This window comes from Pseudoalteromonas sp. (assembly GCF_036960685.1).
In the GTDB taxonomy this organism is placed as follows: domain Bacteria; phylum Pseudomonadota; class Gammaproteobacteria; order Enterobacterales; family Alteromonadaceae; genus Pseudoalteromonas.
In genome coordinates, this window is the sequence record NZ_JBALXK010000003.1 from 96,340 (window position 1) to 122,158 (window position 25,819).

24 protein-coding genes are annotated in these 25,819 nt (G+C 41.4%); 14 read left to right on the top strand and 10 right to left on the bottom strand.

The features are described from left to right. Positions 1-4: 4 nt before the first annotated feature. Positions 5-1,135, top strand: a complete 1,131-nt coding sequence (locus tag V7783_RS04060; RefSeq protein WP_064667188.1) for a PilT/PilU family type 4a pilus ATPase — start codon at positions 5-7, stop codon at positions 1,133-1,135. Between the two features lie 143 nt (positions 1,136-1,278). Here V7783_RS04060 and ruvX read toward each other — a convergent pair whose 3' ends face one another. The 6 genes from ruvX to V7783_RS04090 all read right to left on the bottom strand — a co-directional run bounded on the left by ruvX (position 1,279) and on the right by V7783_RS04090 (position 5,572). Next, positions 1,279-1,725: a Holliday junction resolvase RuvX gene (gene ruvX / locus V7783_RS04065; protein ID WP_064667189.1), complete on the bottom strand. Its 447-nt coding sequence runs from the start codon at positions 1,723-1,725 to the stop codon at positions 1,279-1,281. Positions 1,726-1,761: 36 nt separating this feature from the next. Then, positions 1,762-2,319: a YqgE/AlgH family protein gene (locus V7783_RS04070; protein WP_064667190.1), complete on the bottom strand. Its 558-nt coding sequence runs from the start codon at positions 2,317-2,319 to the stop codon at positions 1,762-1,764. A gap of 27 nt (positions 2,320-2,346) precedes the next feature. Then, positions 2,347-3,300, bottom strand: a complete 954-nt coding sequence (gene gshB, locus V7783_RS04075; protein ID WP_192541715.1) for a glutathione synthase — start codon at positions 3,298-3,300, stop codon at positions 2,347-2,349. 54 nt (positions 3,301-3,354) lie between these two features. Then, positions 3,355-4,089: a 16S rRNA (uracil(1498)-N(3))-methyltransferase gene (gene rsmE, locus V7783_RS04080; RefSeq protein WP_192541716.1), complete on the bottom strand. Its 735-nt coding sequence runs from the start codon at positions 4,087-4,089 to the stop codon at positions 3,355-3,357. Between the two features lie 85 nt (positions 4,090-4,174). After that, positions 4,175-4,648 (bottom strand): hypothetical protein, encoded by a 474-nt coding sequence (locus V7783_RS04085; RefSeq protein ID WP_335677622.1) that lies wholly within the window; start codon positions 4,646-4,648, stop codon positions 4,175-4,177. 30 nt (positions 4,649-4,678) lie between these two features. Continuing rightward, positions 4,679-5,572, bottom strand: a complete 894-nt coding sequence (locus V7783_RS04090) for a DUF350 domain-containing protein (RefSeq protein ID WP_192541718.1) — start codon at positions 5,570-5,572, stop codon at positions 4,679-4,681. Between the two features lie 73 nt (positions 5,573-5,645). Between V7783_RS04090 and glnE the strand changes: the two genes are divergently transcribed. Next, complete coding sequence (glnE, locus tag V7783_RS04095) at positions 5,646-8,444, top strand: bifunctional [glutamate--ammonia ligase]-adenylyl-L-tyrosine phosphorylase/[glutamate--ammonia-ligase] adenylyltransferase (RefSeq protein ID WP_335677623.1); 2,799 nt, start codon at positions 5,646-5,648, stop codon at positions 8,442-8,444. Here the strand turns inward: glnE and V7783_RS04100 are convergent. From V7783_RS04100 to tolC, 3 genes are all read right to left on the bottom strand, one after another. Then, positions 8,441-9,013 carry a TcpQ domain-containing protein gene (locus tag V7783_RS04100; protein ID WP_064667196.1) on the bottom strand — a complete coding sequence of 191 codons (573 nt, stop codon included), beginning with the start codon at positions 9,011-9,013 and terminating at the stop codon, positions 8,441-8,443. The two genes, glnE and V7783_RS04100, sit on opposite strands and share 4 nt — an antisense overlap. A gap of 54 nt (positions 9,014-9,067) precedes the next feature. Next, positions 9,068-9,994 (bottom strand): LpxL/LpxP family Kdo(2)-lipid IV(A) lauroyl/palmitoleoyl acyltransferase, encoded by a 927-nt coding sequence (gene lpxL / locus V7783_RS04105; RefSeq protein ID WP_064667197.1) that lies wholly within the window; start codon positions 9,992-9,994, stop codon positions 9,068-9,070. Positions 9,995-10,100: 106 nt separating this feature from the next. After that, positions 10,101-11,459 (bottom strand): outer membrane channel protein TolC, encoded by a 1,359-nt coding sequence (tolC, locus tag V7783_RS04110; RefSeq protein ID WP_335677624.1) that lies wholly within the window; start codon positions 11,457-11,459, stop codon positions 10,101-10,103. Between the two features lie 153 nt (positions 11,460-11,612). Between tolC and V7783_RS04115 the strand changes: the two genes are divergently transcribed. The 11 genes from V7783_RS04115 (at position 11,613) to V7783_RS04165 (ending at position 23,890) form a co-directional block, all read left to right on the top strand. Next, entirely contained in the window at positions 11,613-12,233 is a 621-nt protein-coding gene (locus tag V7783_RS04115) for an NUDIX domain-containing protein (RefSeq protein ID WP_335677625.1), read from the top strand. 33 nt (positions 12,234-12,266) lie between these two features. Next, positions 12,267-12,725 carry a DUF1249 domain-containing protein gene (locus tag V7783_RS04120; protein WP_064667200.1) on the top strand — a complete coding sequence of 153 codons (459 nt, stop codon included), beginning with the start codon at positions 12,267-12,269 and terminating at the stop codon, positions 12,723-12,725. After that, positions 12,712-13,497, top strand: a complete 786-nt coding sequence (locus V7783_RS04125) for a metallophosphoesterase (RefSeq protein WP_064667201.1) — start codon at positions 12,712-12,714, stop codon at positions 13,495-13,497. Before V7783_RS04120 ends, V7783_RS04125 begins: the two co-directional genes overlap by 14 nt. Beyond that, positions 13,482-14,042 (top strand): YqiA/YcfP family alpha/beta fold hydrolase, encoded by a 561-nt coding sequence (locus V7783_RS04130; RefSeq protein ID WP_064667202.1) that lies wholly within the window; start codon positions 13,482-13,484, stop codon positions 14,040-14,042. Before V7783_RS04125 ends, V7783_RS04130 begins: the two co-directional genes overlap by 16 nt. Before the next feature lie 31 nt (positions 14,043-14,073). After that, positions 14,074-15,963, top strand: coding sequence for a DNA topoisomerase IV subunit B (parE, locus tag V7783_RS04135; RefSeq protein WP_192541722.1), 1,890 nt, complete (start codon positions 14,074-14,076; stop codon positions 15,961-15,963). Between the two features lie 18 nt (positions 15,964-15,981). Continuing rightward, on the top strand, positions 15,982-17,910 hold the full coding sequence (locus V7783_RS04140; RefSeq protein WP_335677626.1) for a diguanylate cyclase: 1,929 nt from the start codon (positions 15,982-15,984) through the stop codon (positions 17,908-17,910). Beyond that, positions 17,903-18,997, top strand: coding sequence for a PQQ-dependent sugar dehydrogenase (locus V7783_RS04145; RefSeq protein ID WP_064667205.1), 1,095 nt, complete (start codon positions 17,903-17,905; stop codon positions 18,995-18,997). The genes V7783_RS04140 and V7783_RS04145 overlap by 8 nt, the downstream gene beginning before the upstream one ends. A 10-nt stretch (positions 18,998-19,007) precedes the next feature. Further along, complete coding sequence (gene parC / locus V7783_RS04150) at positions 19,008-21,299, top strand: DNA topoisomerase IV subunit A (RefSeq protein WP_335677627.1); 2,292 nt, start codon at positions 19,008-19,010, stop codon at positions 21,297-21,299. Between the two features lie 158 nt (positions 21,300-21,457). Next, entirely contained in the window at positions 21,458-22,171 is a 714-nt protein-coding gene (locus tag V7783_RS04155; protein WP_192541726.1) for a 1-acylglycerol-3-phosphate O-acyltransferase, read from the top strand. Further along, positions 22,171-22,506, top strand: coding sequence for a ribonuclease E inhibitor RraB (rraB, locus tag V7783_RS04160; RefSeq protein ID WP_064667208.1), 336 nt, complete (start codon positions 22,171-22,173; stop codon positions 22,504-22,506). The genes V7783_RS04155 and rraB overlap by 1 nt, the downstream gene beginning before the upstream one ends. A 160-nt stretch (positions 22,507-22,666) precedes the next feature. Next, positions 22,667-23,890, top strand: coding sequence for an HD-GYP domain-containing protein (locus V7783_RS04165; protein ID WP_192541727.1), 1,224 nt, complete (start codon positions 22,667-22,669; stop codon positions 23,888-23,890). Here the strand turns inward: V7783_RS04165 and V7783_RS04170 are convergent. Continuing rightward, positions 23,850-24,188: a hypothetical protein gene (locus tag V7783_RS04170; RefSeq protein ID WP_084448209.1), complete on the bottom strand. Its 339-nt coding sequence runs from the start codon at positions 24,186-24,188 to the stop codon at positions 23,850-23,852. The genes V7783_RS04165 and V7783_RS04170 overlap by 41 nt on opposite strands. A gap of 289 nt (positions 24,189-24,477) precedes the next feature. Here V7783_RS04170 and V7783_RS04175 point away from each other — a divergent pair, with 289 nt between their 5' ends. Further along, positions 24,478-25,800, top strand: a complete 1,323-nt coding sequence (locus V7783_RS04175; protein ID WP_335677628.1) for an outer membrane protein transport protein — start codon at positions 24,478-24,480, stop codon at positions 25,798-25,800. Positions 25,801-25,819: the final 19 nt, after the last annotated feature.

Genomic DNA, 25,819 nt, shown 5'->3' on the forward strand with positions numbered 1-25,819 from the left:
AGTAATGACACATTCTCTAGATTACTTTTTACATTTGATGCTTGAAAAGCAGGGTTCTGATTTATTTGTTTCAAGTCAATTACCGGTCAGCGCAAAGATTAATGGTGAGCTGATTGCATTAGGCGACGAAAAAATATCAGACGAAGAGTCGCTTGAGCTAGTTGAATCTGCGATGAGTGAAAAACAAAAAGCCGAGTTTCATAATACCAAAGAATGCAACTTTGCTATTGCCACCGAAGAAGGGCGCTTTAGGATCTCAGCATTTTGGCAACGAGATTGTGCCGGCATGGTTATCCGCCGTATTGTTACAAAAATTCCAGATGTAACTGAGCTTGGCCTACCCTCAACGCTGACCGATGTGATCATGGCAAAGCGGGGGTTGGTGTTATTTGTGGGGGGCACAGGCACTGGTAAATCAACCTCGTTGGCGGCGTTACTAGGTTATCGTAACCGTAATCAACGTGGCCATATCTTGACTATTGAAGATCCGATTGAATTTGTTCATGAACACCGTAAAAGTATTATCACTCAGCGTGAAGTCGGTTTAGATACGGAAAGTTTTGAGTCAGCGCTTAAAAGCTCACTACGCCAAGCTCCTGATGTCATTTTGATTGGTGAAATTCGCTCGCAAGAGACTATGGAATACGCCTTGAGCTTTGCTGAAACCGGGCATTTATGTGTAGCTACGTTACATGCTAATAATGCCAACCAAGCTATCGACCGTATCATGCATTTAGTGCCAAAAGAAAAGCACGACAAGCTAAAATATGATCTATCTTTAAATCTACGCGCGATTATTGCCCAGCAATTAGTGCCTACCGCTGATGGTAATGGCCGGGTCGCGGCAATTGAAATTTTGCTGAACACCCCGATTGTTGGCGAGCTTATCAAAAAAGGGGATATTGGCGGTATTAAAGAAGCCATGGCTAAAGCGAAAGATATGGGTATGCAAACCTTTGATCAGGCGCTCTTTGAGCTTTATAAACAGCAGCGAATTAACTACGCTGATGCATTACATCATGCTGATTCACCAAATGATTTACGTTTGATGATTAAGCTGAGAAACAACGAACAACAAGGCGCTGGTTTTTTACAGGGAGTGACCATTGACGGATTAGAGCCTAAAGGTCAATAAACCAATTTACATTTATATACGCGATGATGTCGATATGATCATCGCGCAGCAAGCTTCGCACTTAGGTGGCTTTAATAGAACTTTTAATTATCAAGCTGGGTTTATACCTCAGCTGTCAGATAAGTTGATCATTAACTTACCAATTACCCGTAAGCCTGCTCAAAAAAGCTTTCCAAAATAATCACGGCCGACATATTATCAACATTGCCTTTGCCTAAGCTACGGTAACCGCCTTGTTCAAATAAACGTGCTTTAGCATCTGCGGTGGTTAAACGTTCGTCTTGGGTCTCTACAGGCAGCCCATAGTGATTATGTAAGCGGTTGGCAAACTTTTTAGCTTTAAAGGTGACTTCTTGGTTGGTGCCATCCATATTAAGCGGTAAACCGACGACGAGTAAATCAGGTTGCCACTCATCGACATGCTTTTTAATAAAATCCCAATTTGGTATGCCATCTTTGGCTTTGATCGCAGTGAGACTTGATGCGGTACCCGTTAACTCTTGGCCGATAGCAACACCAATGCTGGTGGTGCCAAAATCAAAGCCCATCACGGTACGCTCACCTTTGGGCTTTAGTTGTTTTTTAGTCATGCTAGCTCTGTGCTTTTAAATTGTGCTTGACCACGCTTATGCGTGGCCAGCCTCTGAACTTAATTGGCTAATATCAAATCCGAGTGTCGCGACTGCTTTTTCCCAGCGCTGCTCAATCGGTGTGTTAAAAATAATATCGGGATCGGCTTTTATAATTAGCCAAGCGTTTTCAAGTAGCTCTTGTTCGAGTTGGCCTTGCTCCCAACCAGAATAACCGAGCGTAATAATAAACTGCTCTGGCGCTTGAGCGGTGGTTAAACTTGCCAACACATCTTTGGATGTAGTGATCATAATTTCGCTGCTGAGTTCTTGGCTTGCGCTATAACCGGATTTTGGTGAATGTAATACAAAACCACGATCTGTTTTTACCGGCCCGCCAGCAAACACTGCCACACTGGCAGCTTGGGTCGATTTGTCGTTATCAATCTCTATTTTGTCGAGTAAATCACCGACAGTAATATTGATAGGCTGATTGATCACCAGCCCCATAGCCCCGTCTTCATTGTGCTCACAAATATACGCGACAGCACGTTTAAAAAAAGGGTCTTGCATTGATGGCATTGCAATTAAAAAATGATTTTCTAATGATTGCATAACGATACCCCTTTATTGTTAGTAAATTTAAGTATGGCTTAGTTTTCTTTCAATGGCATCAAATAAGCGCCCTGTAATTGAAATATCATAAGCGGCTTCAATTTCTTTCACGCAGGTTGGTGCTGTTACGTTAATTTCTGTTAATTTATCACCAATAATATCCAGACCAACAAAAATCAGCCCTTTGGCTTTTAATGTCGGTGCCACGGCTTCGGCAATGCGACGGTCTGAGTCACTGATTGGACGTGCTTCGCCACGGCCACCTACGGCTAAATTACCGCGTGTTTCACCATTTTGCGGAATGCGAGCAAGGCAATATGGGATCACTTCACCATCTACCACCAATACGCGCTTATCGCCTTGTTTGATCTCAGGGATATAATTTTGTGCCATGGCAAAACGGCTACCGTGTTCGGTGAGGGTTTCGCAAATAACGCCGATGTTGGCATCATCTTCTCTAACCCGGAAAATAGAGGCGCCACCCATGCCATCTAAAGGTTTTAGAATGATGTCTTTATGTTCGGCTAAAAACGCACGAATTTGGTGTTTGCAGCGGGTTACTAAAGTGTCAGGTGTGTGCTCACTAAACCAGGCGGTGAATAACTTTTCGTTGGCATCACGCAAGCTCTGTGGCTTATTAATAATAAGTGTACCTTCAAGCTCGGCGCGTTCTAAAATGTAAGTTGCATAAATGTATTCAGTATCAAATGGCGGATCTTTACGCATTAAAATCACATCTAAATCAGCAAGTGCGATGCTGGTTTTTTCTTCAAGCTCATACCAATGGTGCTCATCGTCGAACACGGTTGCTTTAGCGGCTGTGGCGTAGGCTTTACCTTTACGTAATGAAAGATCGTTCATTTCCATATAGTAAATTTCATAGCCACGGCTTTGGGCTTGCATCATCATTGCAAAACCGGTGTCTTTTTTGATGTTAAATCCGCTGATCGGATCTGAAATTATACCTAACTTAATTGCCATGTTCGTTGCCTTACTGAATATATTGCTATTGATATGAGGGTGGTTTAGCTATTTTCAATTAGCTAAATCGCCAAATTGTAGCTGTAATGCACTTAACACCGTCAAAGCGGCCGTTTCTGTGCGTAGTACGCGTGGCCCAATACGAATATCAACAAACGCTTGCTGTTTGGTCTGGGCAATTTCTTCATCGGTAAAGCCGCCCTCAGGACCGACTAAAAAGCGCACGCCAGCACTTGGCACCTTGATTGTTTTGATGCTGTGCTCGGCGCGAGGGTGTAGGGTGAGTTTAATTTCATCACTCTTTTGCGCAAGCCATTGGCTAAGATCAATCGGTGGGTGAATGGTGGTGATGCTATTGCGGCCTGATTGCTCGGCGGCAGCAATGGCTATTTTTTGCCATTGTAGGTGTTTTTTGGCAAGTCGCTCAGGGCTTAATTTAACCCCACAACGCTGGCTAAAAATAGGCGTGATTTCAGTGATCCCTAATTCAACCGACTTTTGAATGGTAAAGTCCATTTTATCGCCACGAGAAATCCCTTGCCCTAAGTGGATGCTAAGTGGTGATTCAACATCTTTGTCATCAAATTTAAGCGGCATTGCCACCACTGATTTTTTACCAACTTCAATGAGTTCGCAAAGGTATTCGCCACCTTGACCATTAAACAATGAAATATGCTCACCAACTTTCATCCGTAATACGCGACCAATATGGCCTGCGGCATCATCGTCTAACTGCAATGGGGTCGCAATTACAATGGAACTTGCTTGATAAATATGAGGAACTCGCATGCTGACCTTCAACAAAAATAGCTAATGGCGTTATGGTATGTAAGTCATCTCGTTGGTGCAAATACTTATTACCAGCACTGCGTAATTAGTTATTGAGCTTTTCGCATAATGCGTCTAAATCTTGCGGGGTTTCGGCTATTTCAGTTTGGCATGACAGGTGGTTGTTTTGCGCCATATCGGCTACGGGCTCAAACAGATAACCATCTTCTGCTTCTTTAATTAAAAATCGTACAGAATGTAACGAGTTGAATATAAAGCGTTGTTTATCATCAGCTAACAAATAGTCCGTTTGATTAAACAGCACGCCAGCAATATCATGGTGTTCATGTAAGTAGCTTGCCAGTTCAGACACGCTAATTTCATTGCTAAAGTCGCAGTAGCAATAATCTTTAATTAGCTCATCAAACATTAACTTAACTAACTGACGAGTATTTGCCCCTGCAACCACTAGAGTACTGGGGCGGGTTCCGTGTGGCTGAGCAAAGTAGTGCTCAGTAAATTGCCGACTGAATTCACAGTCATTGTCGATCAGTAGATAGTTATTTACTTCAAACGGCATAAGGCCCCACGTATTCGAACATTTCCAAGCTTAAATTGAAAACATGCTTATTAGTAAATAGCCTATTGCACTGAAAACAGCAAATTCAATGCAGGCTACGCCAATATTATCTTGATGATCAATTTCAAGCGCAGTATCAATGTTTGGCAGTGAAATGAACTTGATTATAGTCGTTAATAGATACAGTAATAACCACATAGTGCCGCAATGTAAAGCTAATGTGAATAAATTCTCTACCATTTTGCCACTATGAAAAGTGGCACTGGCAAGGCCTGCATAAATAGCTAATGCAAGACCGATGGATTTCCCCGCATAACGGATGCCGATAGAGGTATTTTCTAAATTAAAGTTATTCTGTAATGATGCCCCTTGATTAGCGCGAGCAAAGCGATATTCACGTAGCTTGCTGTCTAGGGCAAAAATTCCTTGTAATAAAAGGAAGCAAACAAACACGATGAGCAAGCTGCTAAAGCCTTGGGTATGAGACCAGTGGTAAAGCCCTAAGGTGATAATACAGTTGGCGATTAACATGCCAGAATCAACTAAAGCAGCGCAGACATTTTGCTTTAAGATGGCGGCTTCTTCGTTAAAACGGTGCAAAATCCATTTGCGGTGGATCAAGTGACCTATTTTAATAAAAGCAAATAACAGGACTATCAGTACAATCACTTTAATCGGGTTTGATTGGGCTGTGCTGATACTAATTTCATCAAATAAAAATGCCACCGTCGCTACCACTACACTGATTTCTGACGCAAAACTAATTCCTAGAGCAAAATTGTCATGTTGAGCAAGCTCTTCTTTTAATGCTTGTTTAGCCTTAAGTTGACTTACTACCCGCAAACAAATAACAGCTAAGCAAATAACCATAAAACAGATAGCAATCGCGAGTAAACTAGTGTTAGATAAAGATAAATATGACATTGAGAACCTAGGCTGGTTATTATTATGTTAATCATTCTAGTACGGTTACGACGGATATAAAAGAGAGTATTTGATGACACTAGGCGAACAACTTCCAGCAGCACTAAACACCCTTGGCCGCGAGCGCTTCGCACAGCTCTATCCTGAGCGCACCCTAAGTGAGTTAATTATTAATTTAATCGGCTTGAGTGACTTTGCATGGCGTTGTTTGCAATCTCAACCGCAGTTAATTGAGATGTTACTTTGTGATACACAAATGAGTTTGCGTGATAGCCCAAATCCATTCCAAGGGTTAAATTTGGCAGAGGTGGATGAAGCGCAGTGTCATAAAATTTTACGCCGTTATCGTGAGCGCTATTGGTTAAAATTAGCGTGTTTAGATTTGTGTTATAGCAATGACATAGCAGATAGCATTGGCTATATTTCAGCACTTGCCGATCAGTTAATTGACAGTGCAAATAATTGGGCGTTCGCTCAGGTTGCAATCGTTAATGGGCAACCACTGGATGAGCAACAACAACCCCTCGCTATGATGGTATTAGGCATGGGTAAGTTAGGCGGCCAAGAATTAAACTATTCGTCAGATATTGATTTAATTTTTTCTTATCCACGTAGTGTGAAAACCCAAGGTGGGCGTCGCTCGCTAGAAGCGCAAGTGTTTTACACTAAAGTTGCACAAAAACTGATTGCCGCACTTAATCAAATCACTGTTGACGGTCAAGTATTTAGAGTGGATATGCGGCTGCGCCCATTTGGTGAGAGTGGCCCTTTGGTTATGAGTTTCACTGCAATAGAAGATTATTATCAAGATCAAGGTCGTGAATGGGAACGCTACGCCATGCTCAAAGGGCGTTTGATTGGCCCGCAAACGCGCTACAGTGATGAATTCTATCAGTTATTAAAACCGTTTGTGTATCGTCGTTATATTGACTTTTCAGTGATCGAATCGCTGCGTAAAATGAAACAAATGATAGCTCAAGAAGTACGCCGTAAACGCTTGACTAACAATATAAAACTAGGTGCAGGAGGGATCCGTGAAGTAGAGTTTGTGGTGCAAGCACTGCAAATGGTAAGGGGCGGCCGAGAAGCTAATTTGCAAACACAATCCTTGCAAAAAGCACTGGCGGAGCTTGAAAACATTCAAGTTATTGGCGAAGATGAAGCGCAGTTACTCCGCCATAATTATTTATTTTTAAGACGAGTAGAGCAGTATCTCCAGATTTTTGCCGATCAACAAACGCAAACATTGCCAGATGATGAACTCAACCAACAGCGATTAAACTATTTACTATCACAAGCTGACTTTAACGCTACTTTAACCACAATTAATACCATAATGGCTGGCATACATAGCGAGTTTGAACAAGTTATTGGTTTTGAAAGTGAGCCTGTCGATCCGTGTGAAAGTGCGTATATCAGTGCCTGGGAGCATACTGATATTAGTGCCTTAGAGCAGCCAAATGATGCATGGCAAATACCGCTCGAAGACTTTAGGTCGCGATTAACAAAAACTAAAATTGGCCACCGTGGCCGCGATATTCTCGATAAACTCATGCCGTTAATGCTAAAGCAACTATCAGACAGTCAAGCAAGCGGTGACGTATTTAGTATGATCTGCCAAGTACTAAGCAAGGTTATTTCACGCACGGCGTATTTAGAATTATTGTATGAAAACCCTGGCGCATTAAAGCAGCTTGTTTCATTGTGCTGTCATAGTAAATGGATTGGCGAACATATCTCCCGCTACCCGATCTTACTTGATGAGCTGATCGACCCTGCGGTGCTGTATAAGCCTACGCCGCTCAGTGCGTATAAAGATGAAATTCGACACTATTTTTTACGTATTGATAGTGAGGATTTAGAGCAACAAATGGAAGCACTGCGTCAATTTAAACAAACTCATCAGTTACGTATCGCTGCCGCTGATGCAACTGGTGTGTTAGATGTGATGAAAGTAAGCGATCATCTAACCGCATTGGCCGAAGCAATTGTAGAACAAGCTGTTAACCTTGCGTGGCAACAAATGGCGCAGCGCTTTGGGACTCCACCGAATACTGATGATGAGCATAAGGGCTTTGCAGTAATCGCATATGGTAAAACCGGTGGCTTTGAGGTGGGGTATGATTCTGATCTCGATTTAGTTTTTGTGCATAACAGTGATGGTTCAGAGCAAACTAATGGCAGCAAAGCGATTGATTCACGTCAGTTTTATCTAAAACTGGCGCAGCGGTTAATGCATTTATTTAATACACGTACTGCGTCGGGTATTTTATATGAACTGGATACTCGGTTACGCCCAGAAGGCGCTTCAGGGTTAATGGCAATCAATTTAGAAAGCTTTAATCATTACCAGCAAACTCAAGCGTGGACGTGGGAACATCAGGCTCTGGTTCGCTCACGAATGATTTTTGGACAAGCTGAATTGCAACGGCGATTTGCGCAAATTCGCTTAGGTATTTTGTGCCAGCAGCGAGATCCACAAAAACTCAAAGAAGATGTGATCACCATGCGTGAAAAAATGCGCACCCACTTAGCGAAGGGCAATGACACTGAGTTTGATTTAAAACAAGATGCTGGTGGCATTGCCGATATTGAGTTTTTAACGCAATACTTAGTGCTCAATAATGCGCACCGCTTTGATGAGCTGACAACGTATTCAGATAATGTCAGAATTTTAACCGATGCAGCTCGACTTGGTTGTATTAGTAAAGAAACCAAGCAAGGCTTGATCGCAGCCTATATTGACTATCGCTCTCGCTACCACGTATTAAGCTTAGATCAGCAGGGACGTTGTGTTGCAAAACAAGAGTTTGCCACACATATCGGGTTTGTCAGCAATGCATGGCAGCAGGTCTTTGAATTAACTGCTTAACTTCTTAGTCGCTTGCAATTCTCGCGCACATATTCAGAGGGCAGCTCAGTGATCACCGCTGCCCGTTGCTTAAAGCAAAAGAAGGTATAAACCTCGTTTTCAAAGTCATCATTGATGGCGCGACCGACTTGGTAAAGGGTGGAGTTGAAATCACTATCCACTCTAAAGTGATCTTTTACCACATAATCTTTACTTAAATACCAATACAATACGATGTCTTCATTGCGTGCATAGTCAGATAACACTTTTTTTAATGTTGAGCCGTTTTCAAAACGTCTCGGGATAAATTTCCCAGTCCAATTTGGTGACGAAGGTTCAACCACTTTAGCGCGCTCGGTTAATGCTGCATCAATATTTAAATCAGGAGCAGGGAGCTTCAGTACGTATTTATCGCGTTCATTATCTTTATTAACTTGGTTACGTAATGAAGAATAAAAGCGTGATAAGCCTTGCGCTGCGGCATTTTTTGTATCTTTCATATCCATGACAGGGCCATGGCCTAATAAAAAATAAAGTGCTGCAGCAATTAAAATGACAGCTAGTGATAAATGCTTAACCCAAAACCACATGACTCATACTCTTGTATTTATATTTGTTAATAAAAGCATATTACAGCGGCGTTGTCACTTGTAATAAGAGGGGGCATCGATATCTGGACGTGTTTTAAAGCGTCTATGCAGCCACATGTATTGTTCGGGAGCAACGTTAACTGCTTGCTCTATTCGTTGGTTAACTCGGGTGACATCAGCTTTATTATCACCGCTGGGGAAATTCTCCAGTGCAGGCAGTACTTCTAAATGGTATTTTCCTTGTTCATCACGACGGCTGGTTAAGCTGACCGTTTCGCAATTTTTGCTGGCTGAAAATAATAAGGTGCCAGTGGTTGTTGCCGCATCTGGGACTGCAAAAAATGGCGCAAATTCACAGCGTTTTCGACCATAGTCTTGATCAGGCAAGTAGTAACAGACTTTTTTAGCTTTAAGTGCCTTCAATAGGCCTTTTACATCGCGTTTGCCAATTAAATATTCATTCGAGCGCAATCGGCCACGGGTCATAAAAAACTCCATTAGCGGGTTATTATGCGGGCGGTAGAAGCCAATGCCTTGATGATTAAGGCCCATAACACGGCTGGCTATTTCTAGGTGTAGAATATGAGGAACTAGCAATAGCACGCCTTTCCCAGATTGTTGGATCCGCGCAAAATGTTCCAGCCCTTTCACTGAACCATACACACGCTTTATTCGCCAATTTGGCCACCACCATGCCATACCTGTTTCAAGGGTCGCAATACCTGTGTTTTCCATATTCTGTTTAACTAGTGCACGTTGCTTTTCAACTGGCATATCAGGAAAGCATAGTTTTATATTAACCTCAGCAATGCGACGACGTTTTTTCATAGTGCGGTGCACTAAGCGACCAAGCTGCTTACCTAGCCATAATTGCAACTTAGACGGCAACCAAGACACTGTATATAAGATAAATACACCAAGCCAAGTAAGCCAATAACGCGGACCTAGAAAAGACCATTTAAATGCAGAAGAGTTGACCACAGAAATATCTCATATTTGAAAAGAACTTAGTTTAACTGGATGAATAAAAAAATACAAAAAAGCCAGCAAGTTGCTGGCTTTTAAATGAGTAATGTTAAGCTTATCTTTATTGGATTGCTTTTAAACCTTGATTGATGGCTTGTAAATCATCACTAGTTAAAGTACCCGCCGCTTGCTTTAAGCGAAGCGTTGATACGACGTAACGATAGCGAACATCTGCAAGGTTACGTTTTGCATTAAAGAGGTTTTGTGTGCTGATCAATACGTCAACAATAGTACGAGTACCCACTTCAAAACCTGCTTCAGTGGCTTTTAATGCACTTTCAGCAGAAACCACAGCTTGCTCAAGGGCTTTAAAAGTAGCGATATCAGATACCACTTGATTATAAGAGGTGATCGTATTGCGTGTTACAGCGCGTAAGCTTGCTTCTAGGTCTTCACTTGCAGCTACATAAAACGCACGTGCTTGATTAGTTGCAGCAACCGTGGCACCACCTGAGTAAAGAGGCACACTAAAGTTGATACCTATAGTGGTCGAATCGGAACGAGGTTGGTTATCAAAACTTACACCGTTTATGTCGCGATTGGTTAAAGAATCACCGTAACGCGCATCAAGTGTTAATTTTGGGTAGTGGCCTGCTTTCGCTAGCTCAATTTGATCTTTAGCTATATCAACTGTGACTTTTGCTACTTGTAAATTTAAGTTGTTTTCTTCTGCAAGCTTAATGTAATCAGTAGATTGCTTAGAAGGTTTTACTGTAGAGAAGGTCTCAGTATTTAACATATCAAGCTTAGCGTGGTATTTACCGGTGATTTCGCGAAGCTGTTCACGGGCCGTTTCAACGCCATTTTTAGCCACGATTTCAAGGGCTACAGAGTTATCGTACTGCGCGTGTGCTTCATGTACGTCGGTAATAGCAGTTAGGCCTACCGCGTAGCGTTGCTTTGTTTGCTCTAATTGGCGTTCAATAGCGCGCTTTTCAGCTTTAACAAATTCAAGGCTATCGATAGCACTTAATACATTAAAGTAACCATCGGCAACACGTACTATTAAATCTTGCTTGGCAAAATCGTACTGTGCACTGGCTTGTAGAGCTTGTTTATCAGCAATACCTAGGTTATTCCATACGCCTAAATCAAACAGTGTTTGGCTTAAGCTAACACCACGAGTGAATTGGTCAGTATCGCTTTCTACTTTAACTTGAAGTGATAAATCGCCAACACTTTGAAAAGAGGTAGAGTCACTTTTTTCGTAGCCTAAGCTTAAACCTATTTGAGGTAATAATGCGCTCATCGCACGATCACTTTGATAAGATTGTGCATCCGCTTGGGCTTTTGCCTTTAACACGGTAGGATCGTTAGCTGTCGCAATTTCAAAAACTTGCAGTAAATCTTCAGCGTGAGCAGCTGTAGCGCCAATTGCGCATGATAAACTAACCAGCGCTGCAAGGATGTTCTTTTTCATGTGTGGTTCGGTCCTTAGACAAATTTTATACTATTGGGCATGTTAACCTGTTTTGGCTCATAACTAAAAAAAAAATGAGTAAAACAATGTTTGTAAGTGTAACAGAATATATTAATCCACTTTAGTTTATTAAAATAAGTAAGAGGTAGTTATATGACCAATAAAAAGTTGATCGAATTTACTCACCAAGATGTGAGATTAAAACCTATTACTAACCTTTACGATGGTTTTTTTAAAATTAACTTATATCAATTTGAACATGCATTATTTGCCGGTGGCGAGTCGCAACTCATTAGCCGTGAAATTTTAGAACGCGGCGATGCTATTGCCGTGCTGCCTTACGACCCTGTAACCGATACAGTGTTATTAATAGAGCAAATACGCATTGGTGCAATAAAAAGCAAACATTCGCCATGGCTGTTAGAATGTATTGCAGGTATGACCGATGGCTGTACTGATTATGAAGCCGTCGTCAAACGCGAGGCACTAGAGGAAGCTGGACTAGAGCTGCAAGAGCTGGAATTTATGTTATCGTATCTTTCAAGTCCTGGCGGTACTACCGAACGGCTGCACCTTTACCTTGCTGTTACGGATTTAAGCCAGCTGCAAAGTGGTGTTTATGGGCTTGAAACCGAAGGCGAAGATATAAAAACACATATCATCAGTTTTAATGAGGCGATGGCACGTTTAGCAAGCGGTGAAATAGATAATGCTGCTACGGTTATTTCATTACAGTGGTTAGCGCTTAATCGCGAACGTATAATGAATAAATAGACTACCCTTAACTTCTAATTTTATGGCGGTAACGTGACAGCACTTGCAGTGAAACAACGATATATTCAAAGTCTTCCAAAATACTTGACGTTATGTGAGCATAACTACTTACGCGCGTTAAAGTTGCTGCCTAATGAGCGCAAACAAGGTAGCACTCGACAAGTGCAATTAGGTAATAATCAGTTTGCAATTAAAGTGGATGGTTGTGCAAAGTACACTATGGATATTTCTATCACGCAATTAACGGGGATGTTAAAAGGTTTTAATCCGTTATTTTTAACCGTGCGTTTGTATCATGATGCAAAAGTGGCTGAAATAATTCACCATGACTACCATCAAAGAATTAAACCATCGTATGGCTACCCGAATCCGCAAATGCATCAAAAAGACGAAAAATATCAACTCAATGCATTCTTGTACGATTGGTTAGTGGCGTGTGTTGACAGTGGCCGAGCGGTCCTTAATTGGGATGTGAATAATGGCTTGGTTTGATCAATATGCTATTTTCAATAGCGGTCAACTACGTTTAGCGCATATAACCGATTGCCATTTATTTGCCGACCCACAAGGGGAGTATTTTGGGGTTAATACGGCAGAGCACTTTTCTTGTGTGTTGGCGCACATGGCAGAGCAGTCATTAGATGCCGTGATCTTTGGTGGTGATCTAACTCAAGATCACAGTATGGCATCATATCGACTATTTGCTCAGTTGATAGCTGATTCAGCGCTCACCTGTCAGGTATTTTGGGTGCCAGGTAATCACGATGAACTAGCTGCCTTGCAACACATTTCAAGCGGGCAAATAAGTAATGCTAAACGGTTAATTGCCAATGACTTTGAAGTGTTACTTATTAATTCCAAAGGACCCACGCCTGCAGGGTGGGTCAGTGAAGCGCATTTAAATGAAATCACTACATTATTAGTAAGCACATCGCTACCGAGTGTGGTTTTTTGCCATCATAATCCATTGCCAATCAATGGCTATTTAGATAAACACATGCTTGAAAATGGCCCGCAATTGCTTAACATATTACAAAATAGTGGGCAGGTTAGGCATCTGTTTCACGGTCATGTTCATAATGACTACCAATTTCAATTCAGAAATATTGATGTGGTGGCAACGCCTGCAAGTTCAGTGCAATTTACTAAAAACACGGCGCAATGGCAGCAGCAAAATTTAGGCGCAGGCTATCGGTTATTAACGATAACTAAGTCAAGCGATGAAGTGGCTGTTGATTCGGAGCTAATATGGCTCAACGAGTAATTTATATTCATGGCTTTAATAGCAGTGAAAAATCATTTAAAGCTGTGCGCTTTGGTGAGTATATGGCACACTATGACGTTGATTATTGTGTGCCGCGATTAAGTCATGAACCGCTGCATGCGATAATTCAAATTGAACAATTATTAACGCCAAATACGGTATTACTTGGCAGTTCTTTAGGTGGTTTTTACGCCACTTATTTATCGCAAAAATATCAGTTACCAGCAGCGCTGATCAATCCTGCTGTTAAGCCTTATTTGTTATTGAGTTCATTGTTAGGGGCGAACTATAATCCCTATCAGGATAGCCATTACGAGCTCAATAATAGTCATATTAACGCGTTAAAGTCACTGTCGATACCCTACTTAAAGCGCCCATCATTACTGTATTTACTACAGCAAACAGGCGATGAAGTATTGGATTATCAGCAGGCCGTTAAATATTATTCACAATGCAAGCAACGGATTGAATTTGGTGGTGATCATAGCTTTGTTGGCTTTGACGACGCCATTGCTAGTATTGTAGATTTTCTTAAAATCACGTAAAACATAGCTAAGCGCATAAAAGATAAAAACTATGAGTCAGCAAAATTATAACGCCGAAGCCATTGAAGTATTAAATGGGTTAGAACCTGTTAAACGCCGTCCAGGCATGTACACCGACACCACTCGCCCTAATCATTTAGGGCAAGAGGTTATTGATAACAGTGTCGATGAAGCCATGGCTGGTCATGCCACAAAAATTGATGTTATTTTACATGAAGATAACTCACTTGAAGTCAGTGATGATGGTCGTGGTATGCCCATCGATATTCACCCTGAAGAAGGTATTCCAGGGGTTGAGCTAATTTTCACTAAACTGCATGCCGGTGGTAAATTCTCTAATAAAAATTACCAGTTTTCTGGTGGTTTGCACGGAGTTGGTATCTCTGTTGTAAATGCATTATCCACCCGGGTTGAAGTTGTTGTGCGCCGTGATGCACAGCAATACATGATGGCATTTGAAAATGGCGATAAAGTTGAAGACTTAAACGTTATTGGCACAGTCGGTAAGCGAAATACCGGTACTACCGTACGTTTTTGGCCGGATGCCAGCTATTTTGATTCAGCTAACTTTTCATTACTGAAACTGCATCATTTGCTTAAAGCCAAGGCTGTATTATGCCCAGGTTTACGTATTAAGTTTACCAACAAGCAAACCAAAGAAACCCAAGAATGGTATTACGAAACGGGTTTAAAAGATTACTTAAACGAAGCCGTTAAAGGCTACGAAGTTTTACCACAAGACCCTTTTACTGGTGAATTTTCAAGTTCAACTGAAGGCGCTGACTGGGCTGTTGTATGGTTACCAGAGGGCGGCGAATCTATCGCTGAAAGTTATGTGAACTTAATACCGACAGCGCAAGGTGGTACCCATGTTAATGGTCTGCGCCAAGGGTTACTTGAAGCAATGCGTGAGTTTTGTGAGTTTCGTAACTTATTGCCGCGTGGCGTTAAGCTCACCCCAGATGATATTTGGGAACGCTGTAGCTATGTTTTATCGGTGAAAATGCAAGATCCACAATTTGCCGGTCAAACCAAAGAAAAACTCTCGTCGCGTTCGTGTTCAGCATTTGTATCTGGGGTTGTGAAAGATTCATTTAGCTTATGGCTGAACGAACATACCGACACTGCTGAGTTACTCTCTGAATTATGTATATCGAATGCCCAAAAGCGTTTACGTGCGGCTAAAAAAGTGGTGCGTAAGCGAGTTACAGCAGGTCCAGCCTTGCCTGGAAAACTAACCGATTGTAGTGCTGCTGATAATGACCGCACCGAACTGTTTTTAGTGGAAGGTGACTCAGCGGGTGGCTCAGCCAAACAAGCTCGCGATCGTGAGTTTCAGGCCATAATGCCGCTACGTGGTAAAATTTTGAATACCTGGGAAGTTGAATCAGGGCAAATTTTAGCATCACAAGAAGTGCACGATATTTCAGTGGCACTGGGAATTGATCCTGATTCAGATGATATTTCTTCTTTACGCTATAATAAAATTTGTATCTTAGCGGATGCTGACTCCGATGGGCTACATATTGCAACCTTACTATGCGCCTTGTTTGTGCGTCATTTTCCAACTTTAGTGAAAAGCGGGCATGTGTATGTTGCTATGCCTCCATTATTTAGAATCGACATTGGTAAAGACGTTTATTATGCGCTGGATGAAGATGAAAAATTGGGCATTTTAGCGCGCATCGAAGCAGAGAAAAAACGTGGCAAAGTGAATGTACAGCGCTTTAAAGGCTTGGGTGAAATGAACCCATTGCAATTGCGTGAAACGACTATGGACCCAAATACTCGTCGCTTAGTACAGCTAACATTGGAAGATGAAGTTGAAACCATGGAAATGATGGATATGTTGCTTGCGAAAAAGCGTTCATCAGATCGTCGTCAATGGTTAGAAGATCATGGAAATCGTGCTCAAGTGTAATAAAACCAGGGTGTAAATATGCAAATACAACAAGGAAGGTGTTTTAATTATTTACACTCGCGTGTTTCATTGCTCAGCTTTTTTGCCTGCTTGTATTTATATTGTGCTACTTTAAACGCAGCACAGCAGCCGGTACTGGATGCAAAATGGTTAACTACACAGTTAGAGCTTGCTCATAAAAAAAGTATTCAAGACCCAGGCGACGCCGCTGAATTTTTAGAGCATTTAATAAAACAACACAGTACTCACTTATCGGCCATACAGCGCAGCGAATTGCAACTTCATTTGGCCGATAATTACTTATTACTGGGGGAATTGAGTAAAGCTATCGCGCTGGAGAGGCTGCTCGCCAATGAGCTGACCGTATTAAATAATGAATCACTGATCCGTTACTATTTAATTAAATCCACTATTTATAGCTATTCGGGTCAGGCTGATAAATCGTTAGCGATTTTAAATACTGCTGAGCAGCAAGTCGAACAACTAGAAAATGAAAAGCTAAAAAGTAAAGTTTACGGCGCGTTAGCAAGCTTTTATGTTTATAATCATGATGATATTAAAGCATTAGACTATTTTTATAAAAGCTATGAGATTATTAAACGCAGCGGTGACTTACTCGATTTAGCCTATATTGAATCAACCATGGCTAAATCGTATGAGTATTTATTTGATTACGACAAAGCGCTGGAATTGCAACTAAAGGCATTGGCCTATTTTTTAAAAAATGACTTAATGTTTGATAGCTTAGTGTCGTACTTCCACTCAGCTAAAATATATTTAAAAATGAAACGTGGCCAAGAAGCCATTGCTAGCAGCCAAAAAATGCTCGCAATGGCCGGCCAAGTAGCAAATGAAAACTTAGTGTACTACGGTTATATAATCTTGGCTGAAGCGTATTTGTTAGAGCAAGATATAGCGCAAGCAAATCATTATCTTTCACTTAGTAGCCAGTATTTCGATAAGCTTGAAGATGTCGCGAACATTGCAAATCACTTATATATTCAAGCGGCAATTGAGCTTGCGCAAAATTTAACGGATCAAGCTGCAAAAACGTTAGCAAAAGCGCAGTTGCTGTCTGAGCAAATACCGATAGAAAATAGTATTACGTCGCTATTAAAACTGGCCAATTTACAGACAGAGCTGGCTGTACAGCAAAATGATTACCGGTTAGCTTATAAGTATCAACAAGATTTTATCGCGTTAAATGAACAGCACTATAATAAGGTTCGAGAGATAGCTCGTTCACGCCATAAAGTAGAATTTGATATTAAACAAGTTAAATTAGAAAAGCAGTTACTTAAAAAAGATAAAGAGCTAAACGAGTTTTCCTTACAAGAAATTAAACAGCAGCAAGCATTACAAAATACCATTATGTTCAGCGTGCTGTTGTTGTTTTTATTGTTGTTATTGTTTTCGTGGCGACAGTATCGATTAAAACGCAAGTTTAGTGTGCTGGCGAATACAGATTTTTTAACTGGCGTGGCAAATAGACGTAAAATTATGGATTTTGCCGAGTCACAGTGGTTAGAGCTAAAAAGCGATAATTACAACTTTTGTTTGATAATTTTTGACTTAGATCACTTTAAAAGTATCAATGATGAGTTTGGCCACCCTGCTGGGGATCTGGTATTAAAAAGCATCACAGAGACAGCGCAGCGAGCAATTCGAGAACATGACATTCTTGGCCGTATTGGTGGCGAAGAGTTTTTAGTGGTGCTAAATAATACCCCCCTTGTAGAAGCGACGGAAATTGCTTATCGCATTAAAAGTGATATAGAAAAAACACCAATAAACGATGGTGAAAATGTTATTAAAATCACCGCAAGTTTTGGTGTAGCGCAAAAAAGAGCGCAATTACACTCATTTAAAGATTTATTAAAAAACGCAGATAAAGCGCTCTATACAGCAAAAGAGCGTGGCCGAAATAGGGTAGAAACCGATGAATAAATTACTAATATCACTACTAGCGGTAGGGTTGCTAAGTACTCCCTTAGCAGCAAAAGAAATCATTCAAGAACTGAGTGTTCCAGATGGTTTTTCAATAAACATATTCGCCAGTGACGTAGAAAATGCACGACAACTAGCTGTATCTAAAAAAGGCATTGTGTATGTTGGCTCGCGTAAAGCAGGTAATGTATATGCGTTAATTGATCACAATAGTGATGGCATTGCAGATAAACAAATACTTGTTGCCAGTGGCTTAACCATGCCATCGGGTTTAGCGATTAAAGAGGGGGATTTATATGTCGGTGAAGTGCACCGTATTATTCGGTTTAAAAACATTGATACGCAATTAAAAGCACCAAAATATGAAGTGGTATACGATGCGTTGCCTAGTGAGCGTCACCACGGTTGGAAGTTTTTACGTTTTTCACCAACCGGTGAGTTGATTATTCCTGTCGGTGTACCCTGTAATATCTGCAGCGAAGATGAACGCTTCGGTCGTATTTTTTCATTGGATGTAAATACCAAACAAATGACCACGTTAGCTCAAGGCGTGCGTAACTCTGTGGGCTTTGATTTCCACCCAAGTACGCAGGTAATGTGGTTTAGCGACAATGGCCGAGATATGATGGGCGATGATTTACCTCCTGATGAGTTAAACCGTTTAACGGTGGAAGGCGAGCATTTTGGTTTCCCGTACGTACATGCAGGTGCGATTTTAGACCCTGAATTTGGTAAAGGTAAGAATATTGCTGATTACAGTGCACCAGCTTTAGCATTAGGCGCACATGTGGCGCCTCTTGGCATTCATTTTTATAACGGTAAGCAATTTCCGGCTAATTATAAACAGCAACTTTTTGTGGCTGAGCACGGTTCGTGGAACCGCAGTAAAAAATCTGGATATAAAGTGGCAGTTGCCACCATTGAGCAAGGACGTGTGATAAAATACACGCCGTTTATTACGGGCTTTATGAAAAACGAAGAAACATTGGGTCGTCCGGTTGCTTTTGCAGAACTTGCCGATGGCAGCTTATTGATCTCCGATGATTATGCCAATGTGATCTACCGTGTAAGCTATAAAAAAAATTAGGTAGGCTTTGATGAGTGATACAGATACCTTGCTAATGCAAGGAATTGAACAACAAACAATGGGACGTTTTACCGAAGACGCCTATTTAAACTATTCCATGTATGTGATCATGGATAGAGCATTGCCGCATATTGGTGATGGCCTAAAACCCGTACAACGTCGTATTATTTACGCGATGAGTGAACTGGGTTTATCTGCGGCAGCTAAATATAAAAAATCGGCCCGTACTGTCGGTGATGTATTAGGTAAATATCACCCACATGGTGATAGCGCCTGTTACGAAGCCATGGTATTAATGGCGCAACCATTTTCCTATCGCTACCCATTAGTCGATGGGCAAGGGAACTGGGGTGCGGCGGATGATCCAAAGTCATTTGCAGCCATGCGTTATACCGAAGCGCGTTTATCTAAGTTCTCAGAAGTACTGTTAAAAGAACTTGGCCAAGGCACCGTTGATTGGACGCCAAACTTTGATGGCACCATGGACGAGCCACAAGTACTGCCTTCACGCTTACCACATATTTTACTCAATGGTATTACAGGTATCGCTGTTGGTATGGCAACGGACATTCCACCTCATAACGTACGCGAAGTCGCCAGTGCCTGTTGCTTATTACTAGATAGCCCTAAAGCTGATTTAGATCAATTGCTTGAGCATGTACAAGCGCCTGATTACCCAACAGAAGCGGAAATCATTACCTCAAAAGCTGATATTCGTAAAATTTATGAAACCGGCCGTGGTTCGATAAAAATGCGTGCTATCTATACTGAAGAGCATGGCGATATCGTTATCACTGCGCTGCCACATCAGTGTTCAGGTGGTAAAGTTTTAGAGCAAATTGCGGCGCAAATGAATGCGAAAAAGCTGCCTATGGTTGCTGATCTACGTGATGAATCAGATCACGAAAATCCAACCCGCATCGTGATCATTCCTCGTTCTAATCGCATTAAAGTGGAGCCGTTAATGGCGCACTTATTTGCCACTACAGACTTGGAAAAAAATTATCGCGTTAATATAAATATGCTTGGCCTTGATGGCCGTCCGCAGGTAAAAAATTTACGAACCATTTTAACTGAGTGGCTGGTGTTCCGCCGTGAAACGGTACGCCGCCGCCTGCAATATCGTTTAGATAAAGTGTTGGCTCGTTTACATATTTTAGAAGGTTTACTCGCAGCCTTTTTAAATATCGACGAAGTTATTGAAATTATTCGTAGTGAAGACAAGCCAAAGCCTGTGCTGATGGAGCGCTTTGGGATCACCGATATCCAAGCCGAAGCAATCCTTGAATTAAAACTACGTCACTTAGCGAAACTTGAAGAGTTTAAAATTCGTGGTGAGCAAGATGAGCTTGCCAAAGAGCGTGATAAATTACAACAAACGTTAGGCTCTGATCGTCGTATGTCGACGTTACTGAAAAAAGAAATTCAAGAAGCTGCTGAGCTGTATGGTGATGATCGTCGTTCTCCGATTGTAGAGCGTCTTGAAGCAAAAGCATTAAGCGAAAAAGATTTGATCCCATCAGAATCTGTAACCGTGGTGCTATCAGAAAAAGGCTGGGCGCGGGTTGGTAAAGGCCATGACTTAGATGTTGAAGGGCTTAGTTATCGAGCAGGTGATGCCTATAAAGCCTCTGCCCGTGGTAAGAGTAATCAACCAGCGGTGTTCTTAGATTCAGCAGGGCGTGCGTTTGCCACCGATGCGCATGGTTTACCGTCGGCACGAAGCCAAGGTGAGCCAATGACAGGGCGCTTTAACCTCACCGCAGGTGCTAATTTTGAGCATGTCGTGATGGGCGAAGATAAGCAAGTGTTGCTGATGGCATCGGATGCGGGTTACGGCTTTATTACTGATTTTGTTGATTTAGTCAGCAAAAACAAAAACGGTAAAGCGTTAGTCAGCGTACCAAAAGGTGGCCAGTTATTAGCCCCAATTAGGGTGAATGACGTAGCTAACGATTACTGTATGGCTATTTCGAACGAAGGGCGCATGTTGTTATTCCCATTACGTGATCTACCTAAACTTGGTAAAGGTAAGGGCAATAAGATTATCTCGATCCCAAGCGCTAAAGTACAAGCACGTGAAGAGTTTGTAAAAGTGCTGGCGGTGGTGCCAGAGGGGACGAGTGTGACCTTGCATGCGGGCAAGCGTAAGCTCACCCTTAAACCAAGCGATTTAGAGCACTATCATGGTGAACGAGGCCGTCGTGGTAATAAACTGCCTCGTGGTTTACAACGTGTTGATGAAGCGGTGGTTGAGCTAACCGTCATTGATGATGAGATTGAGCCAACAGAAACAGAGTAACATTTAACTAATTGTCACTAAAATTAAACGGCCTGCTTTTGCAGGCCGTTTGTTTTTAAGTAAGAAATTAATTTAAGCTTACAAGTGTGCGCTAAACGCTCGTTTAGCAACTAAAATAACGCTATAATGCTGGCGTTATTATTTTTGGAGTGTGTTTTTTGTTAGCTATTATTCGTATTTTGATCATGGCACTATTTATTTTACTAAGCTGTATATTTGGTTTACTCCTTTGTTTAGTAAAACCTTTTCATATAAATAATGTACATATTGTAGCCAGTTGGTTTGGCTCAATGGCTAACATGCTCGGGGTAAAACTTGTCATTACACGCCACCCGGACGCATTAGAATGTGGCCCAGCGGTGTATGTTGCAAACCACCAAAATAACTATGATATTTTTACTTTACCGGCCGTAGTACCTAAAAATTGCGTTAGTTTAGGTAAAAAAAGCCTCAAGTGGATCCCGTTTTTTGGTCAGTTATATTGGTTATCGGGCAATATTTTAATTGACCGTGGTAATCGTTCGAAAGCGGCGGGCACAATTTCTAAATCAGCCGATAAAATAAGGCAAAAAGGCCTATCGGTCTGGATGTTTCCTGAAGGAACGCGTAGTTATGGCCGTGGCTTACTGCCATTTAAAACAGGGGCATTTCACACTGCATTAAATGCAGGTGTGCCTGTAGTGCCAGTTTGTATGAGCACCACACATAAAACCATTAAACTAAATCGTTGGGACAATGGTATAATCTACATCGACATGTTAGCACCACAGCCGCTTGATAAAACAATCGGGGCGCGTGAACACGCAACGCGTATTCATAGCATAATGGCTGCTAGAATAACTGAATTAGATGCTCAAGTGAGAGAAAAGTAATGGAAAATTGGCGTGAAATTAGTGAAGACATCGTAACTTCGTTATTAGAAGATGGCTCTGATCCAGAGATCCTTTATGAAGTTGAACACCACTTTGTTTGCGAAGACTTCGTAAAGCTTGAACAAGCTGCATTAGCTGCATTTAAACTTGGCTATGATGTTGAAGAGCCAGCTGAACTTGAGCTTGAAGATGGTAGTAAAATTTGGGGTTTTGACATAGTTGTTGAAGCTGAACTTGATGTTGACGTAATCATGGAAGACGTTGATAAACTTGCGCAACTCGCTATAGATACCGACGTAGAATACGACGGTTGGGGCACTTACTTCCAAGAGTAATGTGTTAGCTACTAGGTCCTAGCCGCTAGGACCTAGATCTACTCGCCAACTCGCCATTTCCTAGTGCTTATTTCGTATTCGTTACTTTTGTTATAGACATTTGTTGTGGATCGTTGATAATCAGTAACTATTATTGTTTGAAATGAATTAATCACTTTATATGCTTATTACCCTGCCAATTTCTGAACTCGTACCAGGCATGTTTGTTGATAGTGTTAGCAAGCAATTTGAGGGTGTTGATAGTATAAAAATCAAAACTCGTGGCTTAGTTCGCGATAAATCGATCATCAAACGCTTAATGTCCGAAGGGGTGCAAGAGCTGCTGATAGATTTTACCCAAAGTGATGTAAGTGTTCCTACCAAATACCAGCTTAAACCTGATGCTGAGCTTGTTACTAAAGCTGACATTAAGCCCAAAAAAGCAAAAATAAAAAAAATTGTCTCAGTTGAGCAAGAGTTTGCTAAAGCGACCGTCAGCTATGATCAACATAATCGTAATTTACAAAGCTTATATGGTGATGTTACTTCAGGTTTAAAAATGAATATCGCATTGCTTGATGATATTGCCAAAGATATCGTGTCTTCGGTATTTCGTAACCATAACGCAATGACTATTTTGACCCGTCTTAAAGATAAACATATGTACAATTGGCGACATATGACCAACTGCGCCATTTTTGTTACTGTGTTTGCTAAGTATTTAGGTTATAAAGAAAATATTGTGCATGAGCTTGCCATGGGAGCATTACTGCATGATTTAGGTCAAGCTAAGTTACCACAAGGAATTTTTTCCAAGCCTGAAAAGGTGAATAAGCTTGAGATGCAAGCAATTAAAAAGCATGTTGCGCAAAGCTTAGGGTTAGTAAAAGGCGAGAAGGGTATTACGCCATTGATGCTTGATATGATAGTCAATCACCATGAGCGTCTTGATGGCAGTGGTTATCCGCGTGGTTTGCAGGGAGAAAAACTCAGTCGTCCTGCGCGTATTATGGCCATAGTTGATGTGTATGACGCGATGACTGCGGACAGGCCCCATCAATTAGGTGATGAGCCAATTAATGCATTGCGTTATTTATTGGCGAATAAACAGATGTTTGATAGTGAGTTGGTACAGCGTTTCATCAAATGCTTAGGTGTGCACCCTGTGGGCACCATTGTGAAACTAACCAATGAACGGTTGGCGTTAGTGACAGAGGGCAATCATCAAAACCCGATTCAACCGAAAGTAAAAGTTTTTTATAATGCCAAGCATAAACACCACGTTACTGCTAAAGACGTTGATTTAACCTCGGCTGAGCATGATTTAAAAATCGTCGCCAGTATAAAACCGTTAGATTACCAGCTTAATTTGGCTCGTTTGTTAAAAGAGCATCTGCTGGTTTAGGCTGTTTAGTTATTGATTTAGTGCAGCGATTTTTTGCAGAGTGTTTCGCTGAAAGTAATGCCCCGCTAAAGCAACTGGTCATTAAGATCATCCACAATAAAGTACCATTTTCTGTATGTAATGCAGCGCAACAACACAATAATGCCGCCGAAGCACAAATAATAGCGCCTAACCAATAATGATTTACAGGGTTATCGCAGTTGCCAGCTCTGGTGCAGGCGCAAAAATTAGCCTTGCAAAAGCAATACACACTGACGCCACAAAAAGCTAATGCAGCAATAATTAATGCTATTTCCACAGCTTCACTCCCTTAACTGAATCTTGTTGCTCAGTCTAATTACCCTTTAGAATCAAGTCAACACAAATGATAATTAATTGCAATTGGGTTTTTGGTGTATCTTGTCCGATGTGCTTTAAAATGTTGTTATATTGCTGTTAAAAACTTGTTTAAGTGGGGTTTTTTAACGAATTGTTACAGTTTTTTATTAAAAAATAAGGTAATGTGCTAAGGTTTTGAAGTAACTTACTCCTAATAATTAGATACAACACATGGGAACCCAAGCGCTTAGTTTGGTTAAGGTAACATAATGAAATTTACAAAAACTTTAATCGCAGCATCACTTGCTGTTATGTCTGCAGATACGTTTGCAGCGGCTTTTCAATTAGCTGAGCAAAATGCTTCAGGTCTTGGCCGTGCATACGCTGGTGAAGCGGCAGTAGCCGATGATGCGTCAGTGGTTGCACGTAACCCTGCATTAATGTCGGTATTTAAAGAGCAGCAATTAAGTGTTGCTGGTGTGGCAGTTGTTCCAGATGTGAGCCTTCGTGGTACTGAAGCTAGTAATCAATCTGTTAATCCTGGCCAACTAAATGATAGCAGTATTGCGCCAGCCGCTTTTGTTCCTGCCGGTTATTTTGTCATGCCTATCGATGATAAATTTGCTGTCGGTTTTGGTGCGTTTTCAAACTTTGGTTTAGCGACAGAATTTGATGCAGATTACCCTGCCGGCCAGCTTGCTGGTGAAACTGAAATCGTAACAGTAAATATGAACGTAAGTGGTTCATATAAAATCAATGAACAATTTAGTGTAGGTCTTGGCCTTAACTATGTATACGCAGATGCGAAAATCATTCGTAACTTTGGCGCTACGTCAGAACAAACTCAAGCTCAGTTCGATCAACTATCGCAAGCTGGTTTGTTACCTCCAGGATTTGCTATTCCATCACAAACAGAGGCCGTGCATTTAGAGGGTGACGACTACGGGTTTGGTTGGAATGTGGGTGGTATGTACCAGCTTGATGAAAATAGTCGTTTTGGTTTTAACTATCGTAGCGAAACAGATATTACTTTTGAAGGCGAGTTTTCAAGTCAGCTTCCAGTTGGCTTAGGTGTTGGCTCTGGTGGGGCAAGCCTTCCTGGTCGTGTTGAGATTACGTTGCCGGCAATTGCTGAGTTTTCAGGCTCGCACCAGTTAGATGAAAAAGCAGGCCTACATTACAGTGTGATGTGGACTGGCTGGAGTAGTTTCCAAAATTTACAAGCAGATGTTGATGGGCGTGATGAGCCAGGTTTTTCAAAAAATGAGAACTTCTCAAATGCAATGCGTTATTCAATTGGTGGAGACTACCAGTTTAATGAAGCCGTATTATTACGTGCAGGCCTTGCATATGATGAATCTCCTGCTGATAAAAATCATATGTCGATTTCGATCCCAGATACAGACCGTTTTTGGTATTCATTTGGTGTTAACTACACGATGAGTGATCAAGCTAACTTAGATATTGGTATGAGTATTTTACGTGGTAAAACACAAAACTTTACTGAATCTGATGACCAAGGTCAGCAATGGGGCTTTGAATCAAAAGGCCATGCGTACTTATTTGGTGCACAGTATAACTACACGTTTTAATATTTGACTAGAACCTAGA